At 65.6% G+C, this 18977-nt stretch carries 29 protein-coding genes; 17 read left to right on the top strand and 12 right to left on the bottom strand.

Annotated features, from left to right (window positions below; genetic code table 11):
• The first annotated feature begins 49 nt into the window (after window positions 1–49).
• Genes FV233_RS18000 through FV233_RS17975 form a run of 6 tightly spaced genes read left to right on the top strand, consistent with a single transcriptional unit; the run spans window position 50 to window position 7082 of the window.
• Entirely contained in the window at window positions 50–283 is a 234-nt protein-coding gene (locus tag FV233_RS18000; RefSeq protein ID WP_147898294.1) for a hypothetical protein, read from the top strand.
• Window positions 280–690, top strand: coding sequence for a hypothetical protein (locus FV233_RS17995; protein WP_210249489.1), 411 nt, complete (start codon window positions 280–282; stop codon window positions 688–690). Before FV233_RS18000 ends, FV233_RS17995 begins: the two co-directional genes overlap by 4 nt.
• A complete protein-coding gene (locus FV233_RS17990; protein ID WP_147898292.1) occupies window positions 690–2477 on the top strand; it encodes a tail fiber domain-containing protein in 1788 nt (595 codons plus the stop codon). The genes FV233_RS17995 and FV233_RS17990 overlap by 1 nt, the downstream gene beginning before the upstream one ends.
• 1 nt (window position 2478) lies before the next feature.
• Complete coding sequence (locus FV233_RS17985) at window positions 2479–3555, top strand: hypothetical protein (protein WP_147898291.1); 1077 nt, start codon at window positions 2479–2481, stop codon at window positions 3553–3555.
• A complete protein-coding gene (locus tag FV233_RS17980) occupies window positions 3552–5357 on the top strand; it encodes a hypothetical protein (RefSeq protein ID WP_147898290.1) in 1806 nt (601 codons plus the stop codon). Before FV233_RS17985 ends, FV233_RS17980 begins: the two co-directional genes overlap by 4 nt.
• 3 nt (window positions 5358–5360) lie before the next feature.
• On the top strand, window positions 5361–7082 hold the full coding sequence (locus FV233_RS17975) for a hypothetical protein (protein ID WP_147898289.1): 1722 nt from the start codon (window positions 5361–5363) through the stop codon (window positions 7080–7082).
• 216 nt (window positions 7083–7298) lie between these two features.
• On the opposite strand, the gene FV233_RS17970 is transcribed toward FV233_RS17975, so the two are convergent.
• Window positions 7299–7637 carry a hypothetical protein gene (locus FV233_RS17970; RefSeq protein WP_147898288.1) on the bottom strand — a complete coding sequence of 113 codons (339 nt, stop codon included), beginning with the start codon at window positions 7635–7637 and terminating at the stop codon, window positions 7299–7301.
• Between the two features lie 149 nt (window positions 7638–7786).
• Between FV233_RS17970 and FV233_RS17965 the strand changes: the two genes are divergently transcribed.
• From FV233_RS17965 to FV233_RS17955, 3 genes are all read left to right on the top strand, one after another.
• Window positions 7787–8782: a transglycosylase SLT domain-containing protein gene (locus FV233_RS17965; RefSeq protein ID WP_187278145.1), complete on the top strand. Its 996-nt coding sequence runs from the start codon at window positions 7787–7789 to the stop codon at window positions 8780–8782.
• Window positions 8779–9588, top strand: a complete 810-nt coding sequence (locus tag FV233_RS17960; RefSeq protein ID WP_147898286.1) for a hypothetical protein — start codon at window positions 8779–8781, stop codon at window positions 9586–9588. Before FV233_RS17965 ends, FV233_RS17960 begins: the two co-directional genes overlap by 4 nt.
• A gap of 149 nt (window positions 9589–9737) precedes the next feature.
• Entirely contained in the window at window positions 9738–10019 is a 282-nt protein-coding gene (locus FV233_RS17955) for a hypothetical protein (protein ID WP_147898285.1), read from the top strand.
• Here FV233_RS17955 and FV233_RS17950 read toward each other — a convergent pair.
• Window positions 10016–10231: a hypothetical protein gene (locus FV233_RS17950; RefSeq protein WP_147898284.1), complete on the bottom strand. Its 216-nt coding sequence runs from the start codon at window positions 10229–10231 to the stop codon at window positions 10016–10018. The genes FV233_RS17955 and FV233_RS17950 overlap by 4 nt on opposite strands.
• 274 nt (window positions 10232–10505) lie before the next feature.
• On the opposite strand from FV233_RS17950, the gene FV233_RS17945 reads away from it, so the two are divergent.
• The 7 genes from FV233_RS17945 (at window position 10506) to FV233_RS17920 (ending at window position 14431) form a co-directional block, all read left to right on the top strand.
• A complete protein-coding gene (locus FV233_RS17945) occupies window positions 10506–11012 on the top strand; it encodes a hypothetical protein (RefSeq protein WP_147898283.1) in 507 nt (168 codons plus the stop codon).
• Window positions 10961–11482: a lysozyme gene (locus FV233_RS17940; protein ID WP_147898282.1), complete on the top strand. Its 522-nt coding sequence runs from the start codon at window positions 10961–10963 to the stop codon at window positions 11480–11482. Before FV233_RS17945 ends, FV233_RS17940 begins: the two co-directional genes overlap by 52 nt.
• Window positions 11475–11642 (top strand): hypothetical protein, encoded by a 168-nt coding sequence (locus tag FV233_RS30405; RefSeq protein WP_187278144.1) that lies wholly within the window; start codon window positions 11475–11477, stop codon window positions 11640–11642. The genes FV233_RS17940 and FV233_RS30405 overlap by 8 nt, the downstream gene beginning before the upstream one ends.
• Window positions 11643–11644: 2 nt before the next feature.
• On the top strand, window positions 11645–12424 hold the full coding sequence (locus FV233_RS17935) for an N-acetylmuramoyl-L-alanine amidase (protein ID WP_147898281.1): 780 nt from the start codon (window positions 11645–11647) through the stop codon (window positions 12422–12424).
• 148 nt (window positions 12425–12572) lie between these two features.
• Window positions 12573–13082, top strand: a complete 510-nt coding sequence (locus FV233_RS17930; RefSeq protein WP_147898280.1) for a hypothetical protein — start codon at window positions 12573–12575, stop codon at window positions 13080–13082.
• A gap of 13 nt (window positions 13083–13095) precedes the next feature.
• The gene (locus tag FV233_RS17925; RefSeq protein WP_147898279.1) at window positions 13096–13629 is read left to right on the top strand and encodes a hypothetical protein; all 534 of its coding nucleotides are present in this window, start codon (window positions 13096–13098) and stop codon (window positions 13627–13629) included.
• A 388-nt stretch (window positions 13630–14017) separates the two neighbouring features.
• Window positions 14018–14431: a hypothetical protein gene (locus FV233_RS17920; RefSeq protein WP_147898278.1), complete on the top strand. Its 414-nt coding sequence runs from the start codon at window positions 14018–14020 to the stop codon at window positions 14429–14431.
• Window positions 14432–14599: 168 nt separating this feature from the next.
• Here the strand turns inward: FV233_RS17920 and FV233_RS17915 are convergent, their stop codons facing one another.
• The 10 genes from FV233_RS17915 to FV233_RS17865 form a co-directional block, all read right to left on the bottom strand.
• Entirely contained in the window at window positions 14600–14902 is a 303-nt protein-coding gene (locus FV233_RS17915; RefSeq protein ID WP_147898277.1) for a hypothetical protein, read from the bottom strand.
• Window positions 14903–15392: 490 nt separating this feature from the next.
• Window positions 15393–15569, bottom strand: coding sequence for a hypothetical protein (locus FV233_RS30400; RefSeq protein ID WP_187278143.1), 177 nt, complete (start codon window positions 15567–15569; stop codon window positions 15393–15395).
• A gap of 4 nt (window positions 15570–15573) precedes the next feature.
• Window positions 15574–15792 carry a hypothetical protein gene (locus FV233_RS17905; RefSeq protein ID WP_147898275.1) on the bottom strand — a complete coding sequence of 73 codons (219 nt, stop codon included), beginning with the start codon at window positions 15790–15792 and terminating at the stop codon, window positions 15574–15576.
• Window positions 15785–16048, bottom strand: a complete 264-nt coding sequence (locus FV233_RS17900) for a hypothetical protein (protein ID WP_147898274.1) — start codon at window positions 16046–16048, stop codon at window positions 15785–15787. The genes FV233_RS17905 and FV233_RS17900 overlap by 8 nt, the downstream gene beginning before the upstream one ends.
• A gap of 230 nt (window positions 16049–16278) precedes the next feature.
• Window positions 16279–16533, bottom strand: coding sequence for a hypothetical protein (locus tag FV233_RS17890; protein WP_147898272.1), 255 nt, complete (start codon window positions 16531–16533; stop codon window positions 16279–16281).
• 91 nt (window positions 16534–16624) lie between these two features.
• The gene (locus tag FV233_RS17885; RefSeq protein WP_147898271.1) at window positions 16625–16900 is read right to left on the bottom strand and encodes a hypothetical protein; all 276 of its coding nucleotides are present in this window, start codon (window positions 16898–16900) and stop codon (window positions 16625–16627) included.
• Between the two features lie 32 nt (window positions 16901–16932).
• Window positions 16933–17265: a hypothetical protein gene (locus tag FV233_RS17880; protein ID WP_147898270.1), complete on the bottom strand. Its 333-nt coding sequence runs from the start codon at window positions 17263–17265 to the stop codon at window positions 16933–16935.
• On the bottom strand, window positions 17265–17516 hold the full coding sequence (locus tag FV233_RS17875) for a hypothetical protein (protein WP_147898269.1): 252 nt from the start codon (window positions 17514–17516) through the stop codon (window positions 17265–17267). The genes FV233_RS17880 and FV233_RS17875 overlap by 1 nt, the downstream gene beginning before the upstream one ends.
• Window positions 17517–17547: 31 nt before the next feature.
• Window positions 17548–17769: a hypothetical protein gene (locus tag FV233_RS17870; RefSeq protein WP_147898268.1), complete on the bottom strand. Its 222-nt coding sequence runs from the start codon at window positions 17767–17769 to the stop codon at window positions 17548–17550.
• Window positions 17769–18350, bottom strand: a complete 582-nt coding sequence (locus FV233_RS17865; protein ID WP_147898267.1) for a hypothetical protein — start codon at window positions 18348–18350, stop codon at window positions 17769–17771. The genes FV233_RS17870 and FV233_RS17865 overlap by 1 nt, the downstream gene beginning before the upstream one ends.
• A gap of 107 nt (window positions 18351–18457) precedes the next feature.
• Between FV233_RS17865 and FV233_RS17860 the strand changes: the two genes are divergently transcribed.
• A complete protein-coding gene (locus FV233_RS17860; protein ID WP_147898266.1) occupies window positions 18458–18655 on the top strand; it encodes a hypothetical protein in 198 nt (65 codons plus the stop codon).
• The last annotated feature ends 322 nt before the right edge of the window (window positions 18656–18977 follow it).

The raw sequence follows: 18977 nt of genomic DNA, 5'->3' as shown, positions 1-18977 counted from the left end.
CCCAGCCCCGAATGAGACTGGCGTTCCTGTCACCCGGGCCGTGCGAGAGATGGCCGCCGGCGCGACCAATGCCAGGGGGACGCTCACCCTGACGCCAGGTGCCACCGTCACGGTGGTGCAGGATCAGCTCAGCGCTCAAGGGATCGCGGTGTTCCTGTCGCCACTTACCGCCAATGCGGCGGCTTCCGGCTGGTGGCATTCAGGGTCCGACGCTGGCCAGTTCACCATTTCGCATCCCGCTGCGGCGGCTGGCTGCATCTTCGATTACCTCATCCAGCGATGAACATGACTCCAGTGTCGCCTGAGATGCTGCCACTCACGTGGCCGCAGGTTCTGCCATGGATTGAGGGCGCGTGCGCCCGGGTTCCAAGCGAACTGACGCCGGCGGATCTCTACGGCATCTGCGAGCGCGGCGAGGGCGCCCTGATGCTGATTGGCGAGCTTGGCGAGCCCCCGGTCGCCGCCGGCGTCTCGCAGGTGCGCGACCATCAGGACGGCACGCGCACCGCTTGGGTGCTGGCGCTCGGGGGCTCTGGGGGGCGCGGTGTCTGGCGCTACGCCATCAACGCCATTGAGACCGGTGCGCGCCGGATCGGCTGCAAGAGCATCAACTTCGTCGGCCGGCCGGGCTGGGCCGCGATCATGCCAGATTACGCGTGCTCCGTCTCTTATCGGAAGGAACTGAACTGATGGGCGGCGGACAGACCCAGACCCAGAACTCGACGCAGGTCTCGACCAAGGACCCGTGGGCCCCGGCCATCCAAGGGCTCCAGACCGCGCTGAACGACTCGCAGACCCTCTATCAGGCAGGCATCGGCAACGGGATCTACTCCGGCCAGCGGGTCGCAGATTTCTCGAACGATCAGAGCGCCGGCATCCAGAGCACGCGCGATCAGGCCGCGTCGGACAACTCCGGCGGCATCGGCACGAGCTATCTGCAGAACACCTTGGCCAACAACGGCCTGTCGCCCTACACCCAGCAGGGCGTCGCGATGCTGCAGGGCATCCCGAACATCGCCGGCACCGGTAGCGTGCTCAAGGCGGCCGGACTGAACAGCGATGGCCTGACGCAGGGCCAGGTCGGGGCGCTCGGTCTGCTCGGCAACGTCAAGGGCGTCGACCTCAGCCAGTTGCAGAACCTGGCCAACACCTACGGCCCAGGCAACCAGGTCAGCCAAGTCGCCAGCAACTTCATGAACGGTCAGCAGGATCTGACCACGCAGCCGCAGCTTCAGAAGCTGTTCGACCAGACGCAGGGGCCGAGCTACGCCGAGCAGAACCTCGCAGGCGTGGCACGCGGCGACTTCCTTGACCCGACGACGAACCCCTTCGTTCAGGCGCTGGTCAAGACCTCGAACCAGAACGCGTCGAACGCCACCAAGGAGGCCTACGCGGCGTCCGGTCGGTACGGGTCCGGCAACTTCGCCGCCGGCATGGCCAAGGCGATCAACGACACCGACACGGCGCTCTATGCCAACCAGTACAACACCGAGCGCCAGAACCAGTTTTCCGCCAACAACCAGATGGACGCCTCCAAAATGGCCCGTCTGGGCCTGGGTCAGAGCATCACCGGCGATATCAGCAACGTCCAGAACACCAACAACCAGAACCGACTGGCGGGCGCCGGGCTCGCGCAGAGCCAGGCTGCTCAACAGGCCGGTGTGCTAGGGCAGTTGCTGGCCGGCGGGCAGTTCAACAGCAACCTCGGCCTACAGCAGGCTCAGGGCGCGCTGTCGACCTACGGTCAAGGCGCGAGCAACAACCTCGCCGGTGCCTCGACGGACGCCTCCAACGACCTGAACACGCAGCAGTTCAACGCCAACCTCGGCCTCCAGCGGGCGCAGGGGACCATCAGCGCGGGCCAGCAGGGGCTGTCGACCGCCTTGCAGAGCGCCGGGCTGCTACCGTCCGTCGATGCCCTTCGGTATGCGCCCGCGTCGAACCTCCTGCAGGTCGGCGGCATGCAGCAGCAGCAGAACCAAGCCAGCCTGGATGCGGCTCAGCAGCTCTTCAGCGAGCAGCAGACGACGCCATGGAACGCGCTCTCGCAGTACGCCAGTTTTCCGACCTCAATCGGCTCCATGGGCGGCACGCAGGTCACGCAGGGCACGAGCCAGACCAAGACCAGCGGGGCGAGCCCGCTGCAGTCGATCCTGGGCCTCGGGTCGTCGCTGCTCGGGCTGGGCACGGGCGGTGGCGGCGGGCTTCTCAAGGGACTCCTGTCCGACGAGCGGGCCAAGGAGAACGTCGAGCCGGTCGGCCAGCTCCACGACGGCCAGACGATCTATCGCTACAACTACAAGGGCGGCGACACTCCGCAGATCGGCCTGCTCGCGCAGGAGGTGCAGAAGACGGCACCGGGCGCCATCGTGCCAACCGGTCTCGGTGACCTGATGGCGGTCGACTACGGCAAGGCCACAGAGAAGGCTGCGCAGATGAAGGCGCCCGCCAAGGCCAAGACGAAGAAGGCTGCCTGACATGGCCGGCGGCTTCGGACTTCTCAATCTCGACCCGCAGGCGCTGCAGCAGACGCCCCAGACCCCGCAAGGCATCCCCAGCGGCGTCGATCAGGGTCTGCAGGGCGCCGGCTTGCCGAGCATGTCCTCCGTGCTCAACGGCATGATGAACGGCGCCACGGGCGATGCTCAGGCCGTCGGCGACATGGGCGGCCGGATCGGCTCCATGCTCAGCGGCATGGTCGGCCGGAGCGGCGATCTGATGGAGAAGTTCAGGTCCGGGCAGATCGGGGCTGGTGAGTTCCTGAGCGCCGCGGCCGGTCGCGCTAAGGATATGGCGACGTCGGCTGCCACTGCCCCTCGAGACGCCTACACGGGCGATCTGCAGGTGTTCGGGCTGGATGGGCACCCGACGCAGGAGGCGATGGATCGCGCAAACGGCATGGCCGGGCTCGCGATGACGGGCTCGCTTCCGTTCAAGGCGCCAGCAGGGGCGCTGCGGTCGTTCGGCGGGGCTCCGAAAGAGGATCCAATCGCGGCACTGGAGGCTGCCCTTGGGTTCAACCGCACGCCCGCAGCGCCCGTCGCCAACAGGGCCGCAGACGACGCCATCGCCAATATCCAACGCGGACTGGACGCAGGCGCTACGCCGGCAACGCCGCCAGCCGATCCGATCGCCGAGCTTGAGGCCGCCCTGTCGCAATACACCAGCACGAAGCCATCGGCGCCGATCGCGGGCGCTGCACCTGAGCCTTACGCCCCCATGCAGGTCGCGCCTCGACCGGCCGTAGAGCCGCCTTCCCCGCTTGAACATCAGGTGCTGCGGGCCGTGAGCGACGCGCAGGGCGACTCGCACACCGGCAAGATCTGGGACGTCCGTGATCGGCTGCCCGACGTGCCGGAAGCCGACCTGAAGAACGCTATGCTGGGCCTTCAGCAGAAGGGCCTGGCCAACCTCAGCCAGTACAGCGACCCTAGAAGCTACCGCGGCAAGCTCGGCATCGACATCGGCGGTAACGACCAGCGCCACCTGATCGGCCTGCAGCCTGAGGGCCGGGCCTTCCTCACTCCCATGTCACCTGGAAAGGCTCGCCCGTGAGCGCAGGACTGTCCTTCGGCGCGCTGCCCGCCTTTGCGGATCTATCGCCCGACCAGCAGGCGATGGTGATGCAAAGCCTGCAGGCGCGGGCTTCCGAGCAGCAGCAACCCGGCTCGCCCGATCAGCTTCTGTTCAACCGCGCCGGCATGGGTGGCGGCCAGAACAGTTTCCAGCCGCCGCAGGATGGCGGCCCGACGCAGACCGGTGCAGTCAGCCGTGAGGCGCACCAGAACGCGCCCATGATCGCGATGGACGAAGCCGCGGTGCGTCGGATGGAGCAGCCGATGCTGCCTCCGACCGCAGGTGGCAACGTTCCGCCCGTGCCCCAGGCCGCCCCGCCGCAGATGGGCGGACCGGTTGCCCCGGCGATGCCCGCGCCGACGCCGAGCCCCGCCCAGCCTGCCCCGCAGGCCGCGCCGCAGATGATGCCGGTCAATAGCTTTGACCCTCTGTCAGGGCAGCCGACGTCCGGTTCGCCCCGGCCGATGCAGCCTCCCGGCGCTCAGCCCTCGGCCGTCTCCCCGACCGGCGCCGCGCAGGCGAGCGGTCAGGCAGGTGGCGGCGGCTTCCTTGAGAAGTTCGCCAACGGCCTCAACAACCCCGCGATCGGCGACCTGCTGCTGAACGTCGGCATCGGCCTGATGAGTAACCGTGGCTTCGGCCCCGGCCTCGCGGCTGGCCTTCAGGGATATCAGGGCAGCCAGGCCAACAGCGTCAAGCAGCAGCTTCAGCAGTACCAGCTTCTGCAGCAGCAGCAGGCGCAGAACGCCACGCGCGCCTACCTGAAAGGCAAGGGGCTGTCGGCTGATCAGGTTGAGGCCGCGACGCTCAACCCCGCGATCCTGTCGTCTGTCCAGTCTCAGATGAACAAGGATCCCCAGCAGTTCACGGTCGGCGGCAACATCTTCCTCGGCCGGCCGGATCAGGATCCGTCCACGTGGCGCAATCTGGGACCATCGTCGGGCCCGCCGAGCGGATATGCCCCGAACCCGGCAGGTGGCGTCAGCTACATCCCGGGCGGCCCAGAGGATCCCGAGGTTAAGAAGCGGAACGCCGAGGCCACTGCCACGGATCGCGGCTTCAATCTGGCGCCCGGCCAGACCCGCATGGACTCCGAGGGCAAGGTCATCGCCGCCATTCCGGAGCGGAAGACCATCCACAGCGTCGAGCAGCCCGACGGCAGCAAGCGCGACATGCTCTACGACCCCGAGACCAAGTCCCTCTCGCCGATCCCGGTCGAGGGGCGGACGGACGGTGAGCGCGGCGGCAATCCGTTCGCGACCGGCAAGTTCAACGACACGCAGGGCAAGGCGGCCGGCTTCTCGGATCGCATGCTCGGGTCGGAGCAGACGCTGCGCAAGCTCGAGGACATCAACAAGGACGCATTCGGCGCCACCATCGGCGCGATGGTGCCGAATTCGATGAAGTCAGAGGACAGGCAGTCCTACGAGCAGGCCAAGCGCAGCTTCATCAACGCGCAGCTCCGTCGGGAGTCGGGCGCGGCCATCGCGCCGAGCGAGTTTGACAGCGCCGAGCGGCAGTACTTTCCGCAGCCCGGCGAGGGCAAGCCGATCATTGAGCAGAAGCGCATGGAGCGTCAGCGCGCGATCGAGGCAATGGCGCGGGAAGGCGGGCCTGCTTACCGGCCGAGCCACGTCTTCGGCGAAGATGGATCACTGCAGCCGTTTGGCGCCAAGCAGAACCAGGGCATGGCCTCGCCCAAGACCCAAGCCGACTTCGACGCGCTGCCGAAGGGGGCGATCTACGTCGACCCCCAGGACGGCAGGAAGTACCGGAAGTAGCCCATGCCCTCGTTCACTGGAACTCTGATCGAGGACGACGCCCCGCAGGCGCCCCGCCCCATGTTCGGCGGCACGCTTGTCGAGGAAAGCCCGGCGCTTGTCGCGGCGCAGCCCGCGCAAGCCCAGGCAGCGCCTTCGCGTTCGTGGGGCGACTTGGCCACGGACGTCGGTCGCTCGGCCCTATCGGGGCTCGACAAGGGCGTAGCTGGCATCGCTGGCGCGCCGGCGGACGCTGCTAGGGGTATTTCATGGGCAAAGGATTATCTCGACGCACGTATGACCGGGCAGAACGCTGACCAGCTTGCCGCTCAGCGCGATGCCAAGGCGCCTGTCTCGCGGACCACGCTCGAGAACTACGGCGGCGACGCATTCCATCAGGGATCCGGCCTCGCCTATGATCCGCAGACGACTGCTGGCAAGTATGCCGACACGGTCGCGAGCTTCGTGCCTGGAGCGTTGCTCGGGCCTGGGTCAGTCATGCGCCGCTTTGCGCTCGGTGCCGGCGTGCCCGGGCTCGCCAGTGAGGCCGCAGGTCAGGCGACGGCGGGCAGCGCTGCCGAACCGTTCGTCCGCGCCGCCGCGGCCATCGCATCACCGATCGCGGCGTCTCGCGCCATTACGCCGATCACGACATCGGCAGGCCGGATCCCGTTGACGAATACGCTTGAGGCCGAGGGCATCCCGCTTTCCGCAGGTCAGCGTACGGGCTCGATGCCCCTCCAGTGGATGGAGAGCACGCTGAGTGACGTGCCGTTCGCCGGCTCGGGCGCCGGACATCTGATGGAAGCTCAGAAGCAGGGACTCAACCGCGCCGTGGCCCGGCGCTTCGGCGAGGATGCTGATCTGCTCACGCCTGACGTGATGCGGGGAGCTGCCAAGCGTATCGGCGGCGTGTTCGACGACGTTCAAAGCCGGAATTCCCTGCAGTACGACGCGCAGATGGGCAACGACATCGCCAACACGATCGACCGGTACGGCAAGAAGCTCACCCCTCTCCAGAAGGGCATGTTTGGCGACCTGATCGACGACGTCCGCAACCAGACCATCGCTGGCGGCGGATCCATCCCAGGCGATGTCTACCAGCAGGCGCGCTCGGATCTGACCAAACTCGCGCAGGGCGCTAAGACCACCGATCCGCTCTACGCGGACTCTGTGAAGGGCCTGCGCAACGCCATGGATAGCGCGTTTGAACGGTCGGTCGCGGGCACGCCGGACGCGGGCGCCCTGGGCGAGGCCCGCCGGCAGTACGCAGCCATGAAGACGGCGGAGAAGGCCGTCGGGGGCGCCGGCGTCTCGGCGGCTGAAGGCAACGTCTCGCCGAACATGCTGCGTTCGGCCGTGGCCGGGCAGGACAAGGCGGCCTACGTGCGAGGCCAGGGCGACATGACGGATCTGGCGCGGGCCGCCACTGCGATTGCGCCGCTACCAAACTCTGGCACGGCTCCCCGGAGCATGGCGCAGCATGCGCTAACGGTCCTCGGGTCGGCTGGTGCGGGCGCCATGATGGGCGTGCCGAACGAAACAGCCCTGCTGGCAGCAGCCGCCGGGCTTGGCGCTCCGGCTCTGGCCGGCCGAGCACTCATGTCAGCCCCAATGCAGGCTTACCTCGGCAACCGACTGCTCACGAACCGCGACGGTCTGTTGAGCCAGGTCGCCCGAGGCGGTCAGGGGTTCGAAGACTCTCGAGGCGCTGATCCGCTGCAGCTTCGCGTCCGATCCCGGTAGCAGAGCGCCGTCGTTGGATGAGGCGTGCCACGTCCTTGCGGCCTTCGTTGAGGATCAGCAGAGCGACCGTGAGAGCGTAAGCGGCGAAGATCCCGGCGACCAACATCACACCGTACTGCCGCGGTTGGCTAGTTTCTACGGTTGCGGCGACCCACAGGAAGAAGCCGACGACCGCAATTTGAAACAGCACCCATCCAGGCTGAATGAGGCGACGCATCAGTTCTTGAAGACCGGGATTTTATATTCGTTGTAAGTGGCGCGTTGATTTCGACACCACTGATGCGGGCCGGCAGACTTCACCTCGTCGAACCGACGCGAAAGTTCGCCCCGGAACTCAGTGTCGCCGTCAGCTTCTCCGAGCACCTGAAACGCGGCGTCGTGCGCGGCCTTGCCCAGTTTGGTGGAAAGGTCGGCATCTACCTGAAACTGATCGCTGCAAAACTGCTGGATCGCAGCCTGCGCGCTGGCGCCTTTGAGCAGGTTCTCGGCGCTTTTGTCGATGGCGAAAGTCGGGGTGCTGGCCAGCAGGGCCAATCCGACGATGAGCGACCGCATCACGGCCTCCTTCTGAGTACGCGCACAAGTTGGTGTGCGGCCGAGCTTCCGTCCAGATCCCTGGAGTAAAAATGTCTGGTGGCGTCCTAGGGGTAACACTGCCCGAACTGTCGGTTGGGCCATCGGTCGCCGGCATTGACGGCTCCGGCGTGGCGGCGACCATCCCTGCGCTGACGCCAGACCCGGCCCAGATCCAGGCTCAGGCCCAGCCGCAGATGGGGGATCTGTCGCGCTACGGCTTCGCGCCGGAGGTCAACGCCGCGATCATGCAGGCGGCGAGCAACAACCCGGGCATCAGCGTCGACTACCTCGCCAAGATGGCCAAGATCGAGTCCGGCGGCCGGCCGGATGCGTTCAATCGCGGCAGCAAGGCGGCGGGCCTCTACCAGTTCATCCCGAGCACGGCCGACTCCTTCAACCTATCGAACCCGTTCGACCCGCAGGCGAGCGCGGACGCTGCGGCCAAGTACGCGCTGCAGAACAGGTCGCAACTTCAGCGGGTGCTCGGCCGGGATCCAACCGACGGCGAGCTTTACCTCGCGCATCAGCAGGGTGGCGGCGGCGCCTCGAAGATCCTCGCCAACCCAAATGCGCCCGCCGCGAACGTGGTCCCAGTTCGGAACATCACCTCAAACGGCGGCTCGCCCGACATGACCGGGGCGCAGTTCGCCAACCTGTGGACCAGCAAGTTCGGCCAGTCGCCGTCGATGGGCGGCGGCGTAACCGCCGGCGCGACTAACCCGGGCATGGGCGCTGGTTCAACTGCGGCGCGTGGCGGCTTCGGCATCGGCGGCATCCAAGCTCAGGGCGCCCCGGTGGCAGGCCAGGGCGCACCGGCGGGTGTCTCCTCGCTCGCCGCCCAGCCGATGACCGCCATGGGCGCCACCGCGCAGTCGATGATGCCGGCGGCACCGGGCGCAGCGGCACCTCAGCCCGACAGTCAGTATGGCGGCGTCATGAGCGCCTTGCAGGGAGTCGCCGGCAAGGTCGGCTCTAACCTGCAGAAGGCCGCCGGCGGCGGCGGTGGATTGCCGGGCCAGCCTAACATCGGCGGCAACCCGGTCAGCCTGCAGCAGGCCCGGCAGATGTTCGACCCATCCAAGTTTTTCAGCATGCTTCAGGCTCACGGAGTGGCCCGTAAATGACCGCGCACCAGTGGAGCACTACGCCCCTCGACAACCAGACCGCAGACGCCCGCGCGCAGTTTCAGGAGGGGCAACCCGCCTCGAGCCTCAACGACGGCTGCCGAGGTATGATGGCCTCATCCGCGCTCTGGCGGGATGACAACATCGGGGTGGCGCTGACTGCGGCCGCCGGCCCCAAAAACGCCTACACCCTGACGACCGGGCAGGGGTTAATCGATCCGACGACGGTAGGCGGCACACCCGCGATCACGCATCCGTTCTCGCTGCGCATCAACTTCTCAGCGGCTCCGACCGGGCTGACGGCAAACCCGCTGACGCTTGCGATTGACGGTGCAGCCGCTGCAGCCGTCACGCGCGCGGATGGGACGCCTTTGGTCGAGGGCGACATCAAGGCTTCGCGTTCTTACCTCATCGTTGGCTACGCTTTCACAAGCGGTGCGCTCACGCAGATCCGCGTCCTCAGTATGCTCCCGAGCGAGGTGAGCGCGTCCCTAGGGAATGTCGTTCGCCTCACAGCTCAGAGCCTTAGCGGCTCGACCGGCTATCGAGTCTGGAGCGATGGCGCGGTCGAGCAATGGGGGTTCGCCAGCACATCGGGCGACACCACCGTCGGCTTCCCGATCCAGTTCCCGAACGCCTGCCGCAGCGTCGTCGTGACCCCGGTGTCCGGAGCCACGGCAAGCGCCTTCGTCGCGATGATTGATGCGATTGCACCGACGAGCTTTGTCGTCCGCCCCCGGCAGATCGACCCCGGCAGCGTGATCCAGGCCTATTCGCCTGTCTATTGGTACGCCCGCGGCTTCTGACCCCCGGCTGAGCCTCCAGGCCGCCGCATCCACCCACAACCGAGGACCACCATGACCCGCATTCCCGCGGCGCTGGCGCACGGCTGCGCGCCCTGATGTGCCGCCACCTCTTCGCCGTCCTGCGCAGCATCGGCGGCCGAAGCCGGCGCATGGAGCATCAGCTCTATCGCGTCTCCGACCAACTCGCCCGACTGGAGATCATCATGTCCGACACCAAGAGCGCGCTGCTTGCCAAGCTGGAAGCCCTGGAAGCCCAGGTGAACCAGTACACCACCGATCGCGGCAACGAACTCGCAGCGGCTGTCGCTGCCGCCCGCGCCGCGCAGCAGACGGAGGACAAGGCCGCCTCCGACGCCGAACTGGCCGACGCGCTCGCCAAGATCGACGAGATCGGCAAGGGCCTCGTCACCTTCACGCCGAGCGGGAACTAGTTTTCGGGCAGCTTGCTCGCCTTCTGTCGGTCGCGGGCTTTCAGCTCGCGCTCGATGCCCTTGCGGATCACGGTAAGGCGGTCCTCGCCGGGCTCGCGAGCCGCGTCAAGACGATCGACCATTTCGCTGGTCAGCGGAAGCGTCAGGCGCTTCTCCCATTCTTTTGTCCGGCCCACGCGAGGCCGCGTCGCATACGTATGAAATTCGGTCAAGGCGCTGCCTTTTCGTAGGTACGTTATTGACGGCATATCATACATACGATACGCCTTCAATCGTACGCGCGATTGGGGAGCAAAAATGTCTCGTCCTATTTCAGTCCCGTCCGGAACACGGTTTGGTTCGTGGTCTACGCTTCATGAGTTGCCCACGCGCGTCTGGGCTAGCGGCCATAGCAAGCGGTCGTTTCTGTGCAAATGTGATTGCGGCACAGAGAAGCAAGTTGACCTGCCTGTCCTACGTAGCGGCGGTTCGAAATCATGTGGTTGCATGACACGAGAGCTGTCTAGCCGCAGTCACGCAACACACGGGCTTTCGCATCATCCGTTATTTAAGATTTGGCGCGGCATCCAGCACAGGTGCAAGCCTGATTTAAACCCGCGTACCAAAAATTACGGGTTCCGCGGCATCAGAGTTTCCCCTGAGTGGTCTGGCCCGGATGGAGCGATCCGCTTTATTGCATGGGGTGAGGCCAACGGATACCGCGGCGATTTAGAGATCGATAGAATTGATAACAATGGCGATTACAGCCCTTCCAATTGCCGATGGGTCACTCGATCCGAAAACTGCCTGAACAGGCGCAATAACGTGATCGTTGAATTTGGTGGCGAACGTTTGCCGTTCAAAAAGTGCGTCGAGAAGTACGGCAGCGGTATTTCTTACGCCAAGGCTCACACTCGATTGCGCAAAGGTTGGCCAATCGAAGAAGTTCTAATGGGAAGAAAATGCAGACATCAAGATCTGGCATCCTCTTCATTGCATGCCGAGAAGCGCTAGTCCTGACTGCCTACGCGGACGGACCGCACCCGTCGATAGGGTTCGGAAGTAACAACCCGAAGCTCAAAGTCGGCGATAAGATCACGGCCAAAGCGGCGTTCGACCTCCTCAAGGACGACATCGCCAAGCGGGAGTCAGTGCTGAACAAGGCTCTCAAGGTGCCGGTAACGCAACAGGTCTGGGACGCCTGTATGTCTCTCCACTTTAACACTGGCTCCCGGTACATCTGGGACGTGGTGAAACTGATCAATGCAGGCGATATTGAGGGCGCCGCAAATCTGTTCCCCGAATGCGACCGGAACCTTGCTGGCGAACAGAAGACGGGCCTGCATAAGCGCCGCCTTTTAGAGCAGACGATGTTCCGCTCAGGTGAATACGGTGCGCTGGATCCTATCCCGTATTGGCCAGGCGACCCGCGCACCACCCGGATGCAGCAGTACTACGTGCAGGAAGGTGACCTTGATGTCTGATCCCCACGATCCTGATGCCCACGACGGCTGCCTATGCGGCCACGACTGCAGTGAGCACGAGGTCACCGAGGACCACGATCTGCCCGAGGCCCAGGGCGGCGTTGAGGGGGACAAGAAGCCCCGGCGCCGTCGGCCGACCCGCACCAGCGTGGAGGACTGACGATGGGCAACGCGCTCTGGCTCGCCGACGTCCTGCGCGGCCCTGGCCTCAAGGTCGCCGAGCAACCCGGCTGGAAGCTCCGCGGGCACGCCCCCATGGGCACCGTGAAGGGCGTCCTGCTCCATCACACCGCCGGCCCGCGCACCGGCAACATGCCTTCGCTCGGCGTGGTGACGAACGGCCGGCCGGATCTCGCAGGGCCGCTCTGCAACCTCGCCCTCGGCCGCGACGGCACATGGTACGTCGTCTCGGCGGGCCTGGCCTACCATGCTGGCCGCGGCGCCTGGCAGGGCGTCACCGCCGGCAACTCGCAGATGATCGGCGTCGAAGCCGAGAACGATGGCGTCGGCGAGCCGTGGCCCGACGTGCAGATGGACGCCTATGCGCGTGGTTGCGCTGCGATCCTAACCCATATCGGCGCCGGTCCCATCATGGCCGCCGGCCACAAGGAATACGCCCTGCCGAAGGGCCGCAAGATCGACCCGACCTTCGACATGCCGGCCTTCCGCCTGCGCGTGGCCTCGCTGATGAACGGCGCCGCGGTGAAGGCACCCATTCCGAAGGCTGACGCGCAGAAGCGCCCGACGCTTCGACGGGGTTCCTCCGGCGAAGACGTCCGGGTTCTGCAGCTCGTGCTCGGGACGAAGGTCGACGACAAGTTCGGACCCGGCACCGAGGCGGCCCTACGCGCTTGGCAGCGGGCGCACGGGCTGGCGGTAGCCGACGGCATTTGCGGTCCATCAACTTGGGCTGCGATTGACGGCCTGAAGGCTGCCGCGTGAACGACCTCCCCCCCGGCCTCTTCGCGTTCTGCGCGACGGCAATCGCGGTGTCGCTGTTCTTCGGCGGCGCGCTGCTCGTCTACGCGTGGCTTGGCCACTGACCTGATCCCGCGCCGGCGGCTCCGGCTTCCCAACATCGAGAGATCCTATGAACCGTCTCACCCTGGCGGCGCTGACGCTCGCCTGTACCTGTTCCGTCGCTCTGGCCGCAGAGACCGTCACCGCACCCACTTCGGCAGGACTCCCATGGGGCGATTGGCTCGTCGCGATCCTCCAGCCCGTGTCCGCAATCGTCGTGCCGCTGGCGGCCGGCGTCGTCATGGCCGGCGTCGCCAAGGTGTCGCCGTGGGCGGCGCTGTTCCTGTCCCGCGAGCGGGTGCAGTCCGCGATCCAGGCCGGCGCCGACTACGGCGTCAACGCCGTGGCCGGGGCTGTGAAAGGCAAGACGCTCACGGTGCCCCTGGGCTCGGAAGTCGTCGCCAAGGGCACGCAGTGGGTCGTGGACACCACGCCCGCGAAGGTCGTCGAGAAGGCTGGCGGCGCGGCGGGCATCGCGGGCATGATCTTCCGCTCCCTGCCGCTCGACGAGCATGCCAGCGTCAAGACGGTGCTTCAGCCGGCTCTCGACGACCTCGCTCTCCGCGGCCTGATCAAGTAGCCGGCCCGAGCCGATGGATCTCATCTGGAAAGCCGCAGCCGAGGTGCCGACAGGCATCCCGACTGGGATCCCGCCGGTTGTCACCGACGCGGCGTCTAAGGTCATGGCAGACAGCCCTGCTGGGGCGCTCCTCATCCTCACGGCAGTCGCCCTCATCGTTGCGCTCTACCTGCTCGTGATCCGGCAGCCGGGCCAGCACAGAGCTGCGATGGAGAAAAAGGACGAGGCTCACGACGAGGATCGCGACGACTGGCAGAAGCTGCTCCAGGGCGAACACGACAAGCGGATTGAGGAGCTGCGTAACGTCACGATGGGCTTGGCCAACGCGACTGCTGCCATGAGCGTCTTTTCGCAGACTCAGGCCGACAGGACCGCGACCCTGCAGGAGATAGCGAACAAGCTGGACCGCGTTTCGATCACGGCAACCAGCAATTCCGCGATGCTCGACCGGAACCTGCAGCAATTTCAGGACCGGATTGCGGACCTTTCGGGTCTCGTGCGCAATCTCATCGGAGGCCCGCAGACGCCTAACAACGGGGGCCGGTAGATGGGACTTCGTGCCATGCTTAGCGCCCTCTGGAACCAAAAGTCAGCGCACCCGCCGGAGCGTGCAAGCCTGCGCCTGAGTGCGGTCAGCCTCCAGGCTGAAGCGGACCTATCGAAAGACCGGACACGGGCCATGGAAGCTAACAATCGAGCCTCTATGGGCGTTGTCCTAGATGCGACGCGGGCGATGGCGACGGAAGCCCGCATCCGTTTCATGCTTGGTGGGATGATCGGCGAAACCGATCGGGGAAAAGCTCACGATGATCGGCATTAGGCGCTTCCTGTCCAATCGGCTGACGTGGGTGTCCGCCGGGTTCCTCGCCCTGTTCTCGTGCATCGCGCACTACACGCAGACCACGACCCTCGCAGAGGGGGCCAGGACGTCCGTGGTGGCGCTCGCGTTCATGGGGCTGATCGTCTATCTGCGCGTTGCAATCCGCGCCTATCAAGCGCACCGCTGGCCCAACGAGCCGCTGCTTGCTGCGCTGGCGACCTGCCTGATCCTGGCCGGCCTCGCGTTCGGCGGCCTGTTTCAGATCCTGTGGCGGTTGTCCGACTTCGACCGCCAAGTGGTGGAGAACTCGGTCTATTCGTTCTTTGTGACCATCATCTCGGCGGGCATCTTCATCCTGATCACGACGCCCAACCTGTTCGGCAAGGACGTGCCGGCGTGGTCTCAAGTTCGGCTCGGGCTCGCGTGGCTGATCGTGATCGGGACCATCTTCGGGCTGACCTACACATCGCCCGATCTGCGCTGGCTGGCCGAGGCCGTGAAGTCGGTCATCATCCGATCGCCGGCATGACACACGGCCCCTGCTCCCTCGACCACGGGCTAATCACCATGTGGTGCTGCCTCGGCATCGGGGTCGGGCTGCTGTTGGGCAACCTGACGAAGCGGTAGCCCTCCATCACATCGCTGACGTTCTGCCCAACCGCCCGGCCCAGCCGAGCGGTTTTTTTGTGCCTGGACCTCAGATCTTGAATTTCGCTGCCGGGCCTCGCAGGGCGCCGCGTAGTCGCTGCCGACGCTGATCCGCGTCCTTTTGGCCTTCAGCTATTCGCGAAGCCAGCTTGCGTTGGTCATCGTCCACGACGCCAGCCTGATCGTTGCGGCGCATCCTCCAGCCGTGCTCAAACGCGATCGATGCGGTGTCTGGGCAGGCCGTGCCACGAGGCGCGATCCCGGCGGCGAGATAGCCCTGCATCATGCCGGTCTCCTCATCCGCGGTCGCATTCAGCGGGTCGAAGTCCGGTGCGTTGGATCTCTGCATCATTTTCCCTCCCTTGCCGCATCCACGCCAATCTCTCTGACGATCTCCCGCCCAGCCTCGGTCAAAAACCAATACGCCGCTCGCCCGTTGCGCCCACCGTTCCGCCTAGTCACCAGCCCCTGCGCTTCCAGCACCGGCATCACGCTCGGATACGCGCCTCCCCGTAGCCCTTGTGGGTTTGCGGCACAGGCTCGGAGGGCATCGAGGCGCCGTGCTGCGACGGCGGGGGTGATCGGCGGCATGGGGGCGAGCTACCGCGCGGGGGAGGGCTCGGCTAGGACTTCGCGTCCAGCATCGGTCAATCTCAGCGGCTTATCCAACGCCCAGAGGCGCCATGCTGAGAAGGGGCCGCTCCGAAGGGTGGTGCCGCATCGCTCCTTGCCTTCAGCAAGCCGGCCCACCGTGCTGTGATGCGAGTGCCCGCATGCTTCGCACCAGACGGTGAGATCTAGTTCCCCGCCCCGCCCATTCGCTGCACGTGGTCGTGTCTCGCTCACGGCTTATCCTCCTCCACCAGCCCCCGGCTGACTGCCAACCGCCAGAGATCCCCATCGGAGTACGTCAGGTCTCCAATCCGCCAGCGATCCATCTCCTCCCCGATCGGCTCGACCTCGACGCCATCGGAGCGGAGGGCAGAGACGGCCTCTAGGATCGGGTCGGCGTCTGGCATCGGGCTAGTCAGGCAGAACGACGGTCGGCACGTCGCGCCACTCAACCCCGGCATGCGTCGATGCCTTGAAGCGGATGCCTTCCTGCAGCTTGGGCGCTGCAGTCGGATCTGAGGCTGACACAACCCAACGAAGCCTGGGCTCTTCGTAGGATCGCATCTCGGCCATCATGCGGGCGATCTCATCGGCGGTTGGCACTTGCAGGCTGATGGAGTTGCTAGCCATGGTCCTTCTCCTTGGACAGGGCCTCGCGTCCGGCATCCGTTAGCCAGCGGCCGGCGCCATAAGGCACGTCACGCCATTCTGACTGACCGTCGCGGATCGAAGCTTCGGCCTCCTCAATCATCTCGCCGTAGGGGCAACGAGCGCCCGAGCCGCTGGCTTCATTGACGGCTTGGATGTGCTCAAGGGTCTTCCTTCTGAGCGATGTCAGCCTCTCGCCCCGCCCCGCGTCTGCCGAGGGCTGTGAAGTGGCGGGCATTCAGGGCTCCTGGGGAGGTGAGGGCGGCGGTGGCGGCGCAGGCATCGGCATCCAATGCGTCGGACCTCGCCCGCCTTTCTCAAACTGGCAGTCCCAGCAGCCACCACCCCAGCCGGTCCACACACATCGTTGGATCCGGGTCTCGGCAGCGAAATGGCCGAACTGCGGCAAGAAACCGAGGAACGCGCTGCCGTCCTTCGGAGCCGTCGCGATAGGGCGCCATTGATCGCTCACGGCTTCTCCTCCTCAGCAGGGGCAGGATGGGCGAGGGCGGCGGCAACCACGGCGGCATTGGCGCTGACGTAGGCGGCCTCGGCCTCAGGAAGGTCGCGGACGGTCTTGCCGAGCCAGCAGTCGCGATACAGGCTGGCCAGATAGGCCGAAGCCTCCAGCGCCTTCTCGGCCCTCTCCGCGCGGGCGAGGGCGGCGGCAAGCCGACCCTGCAGTTCACCCACATATCCCTGCGCTCGCAGCGCGCTCTCCATCCAGCCATCCCGGTCGTAGCGGGCATGGTCTAGGTCGGTGACGGGTTCCCCTTCTGCGGATGCGACCAGTGCAGGGGGAGGGGCGGGGGCGTCAGACACGAAGCTGTTCCTTGCCCTGTTCGGTGAGCACGTGGATTGACCTGGGCCGGTCGGATCCGATGCCGGGGGTGACGAACTGCCGGATGGCTTCCCAGTCCGGCGTCGGGATCACGATGGATCCACGTGGTCCAGCGCAGCGGATCGCATCCCACTTGTCGTAGTCGCCCCACGCGAGCTTGCCCTTACGCAGCCAACTACTCTCGTGCGTGTCGTTGCGATCGATCCATCGCAGGGCGTCGATCTGATCCGGCGTTAGGGTCTCAGCCATTCCTCGTCTCTCCGCAGGTAGTGAAGGGAAAATCAGGCGGGGTCAGCCGGAGGCCAAATCGTCTCGGTGATCGCCTTGAAGTCGCGACCGCTGCCGTGCGCAAAGCCGCGCAGGTACTCCATCGCGTCGTGCATCTTCATGTCGCCGCCGCACCGCCGGCAGTGGATGGTCCGGTTCGGCTTCCATGTCCGCCAGTCCGGATCGGGCTCAAAGTCGTGGCCCTCGCAGCTGCTCAGCCGCTCGCTATTCCGCTTGATGCGGACGAACAGATCGTTTTCGCCTTTCTTGGCGGCCAACTCATCGGCCGACATCAGCGCGGCCTTCAGCAGGTTCTGCGACGCCTTCTTGATGCGCTCGTCGTCCATCACTTGCCTCCCGTATCCAGTATGTCGGTCTTCTCGGCGCAGAAGTCGGTGAGCCTGTCGGCCTCGTCGTCGTCCATTCCGGTGTCCTTCAGGCTGGCCCACAGGTTCGCCAGCTTCTCAGCGTCGGTCTGATGCCGGCCGCGCTCGACGGCGCGTGCCGCGATCTCAATGGCGAGCCGGGCGAACCCTGGCTTCAGGCGCATCTCGTCGGCGGTTTGGCGGACGATGGCTGCGGCTTCCTGCGGAGTCATCGGGCTCTCTCCTAAGGGATTACGGGAGGGGTTAGGCGGGGTCGGCGGCCTTCCTCAGCGCCTCTTCGATACGACGCGTCGCGCGACGGATGGCCTTGTCGCGTTCGCCTTCAGTGAGGATCCCGCGGACCGACAAGCGAGTGATCGCCTTGTTGTCGGCATCGGCCGCCTCGGCATCCAGCGCCGGCAGTTGTGGCAGTTGCTCGGCGAAGCTGGGCGCGCCCCAGCCGAACGAGATGATGGCGCCGGGCATCACGCACTCACCATGTCACCGGGATTGGTCAGCACCTGCCCGTTGCGAACGATCATGCTCGGCGCCCAGCCGGAGCGGCAGAAAGCTTCGGCGCGCTCCTTGCCCCAGCCTGCCTTGAACTCGTGCTGGTGATCGGTCTCAAGCAGCAGGCGTTCAACCTCACGCGCAGGCATATCTTCAACGGCGCGGCTCTGATCCCAAAAGTCGCCCCACTCAGCGAGGTAGGCTGCAAGCTCGTCCAAGGTGGCGAACGGCGGCGATGTGGGCGAGCCTTCGCTCACGGTCTCCCAAAGCTGGAACCACGTCGCCTCGTCTGCCGAGAACGGTACGTAATACTCCGGCTCGGGTCGCTCGCCGTAGTACTCAACGAAGGTCGTGTCGGCGCGCACATACTTAGGCCGCTCGCCAGCGTCCCAAGACGCTTTTTCCGCCTCCCATTCCGCCAAGGCTTCGGCATGCGGAGTCGGTAGCATCGACTTGTAGGCGAGCTTTTTCGTCCAGCCTTTTCGAGGCTCCCAGCAGAATAGCATGCGCGTCGGATGCGACCAGTTCGGCGGTACGCGGCGGATCTCACGGCCCATCGGAGCGGCTCCTATTGCGTGTGTTAGATGTGTATATTATGTAAGTTGCGGCTGGACGCAAGAGGGCATAAGCGGCGATGGTTGAGGTTCTTGGGGCGACCGAAAACGTGGCTCGACCGCGAAAAGATGTCGGCGGCAAACTGATGGACGTGCGCAAGCAGATCGTCTGCACCGAAGACTGGGCGACTCGCGTCGAGCGCTGGCGTGGCGTTCAGATGCCGGTGCTCACATGGTCGGAGGCCGTGCGCGTCCTCGTGGACGAAGCCCTCGACGCCCGCGAGCGCACCAAGCCCAAGCCAGACTGATCGCCCGTAGGCTCCGAACCCCTCGCAACCCCCTTCCTTCCAAACCCGACTAACCCCCTCCCCCTCATCGGTGAGGACGGGGAGGGGGGGGTTAGGACATCGGTTTGCAGATCCGGCCTAAGCCGTTGAGTTTGCAACCGGCCTCAGCCGGGCCATTTGCAAAATTCTCTTTTCAGATCAACGCCCCGGATCAGCCTGGGGGACAGGGGGTCGTCGGTTCAAGTCCGGCCACTCCGACCATTATATCTCAACGACTTAGCTCTCGTTTCAGCCACCGCCCTCCTCACCGTTTGCTGCATCGTTTGCTAAGCGGGTTGGCTTT

Source organism: Methylobacterium sp. WL7 (genome assembly GCF_008040085.1).
GTDB classification, from domain to species: Bacteria; Pseudomonadota; Alphaproteobacteria; order Rhizobiales; family Beijerinckiaceae; genus Methylobacterium; species Methylobacterium mesophilicum.
Note: the sequence above shows the minus strand (reverse complement) of the source record. Positions and strands in the feature narration are given on the sequence as shown.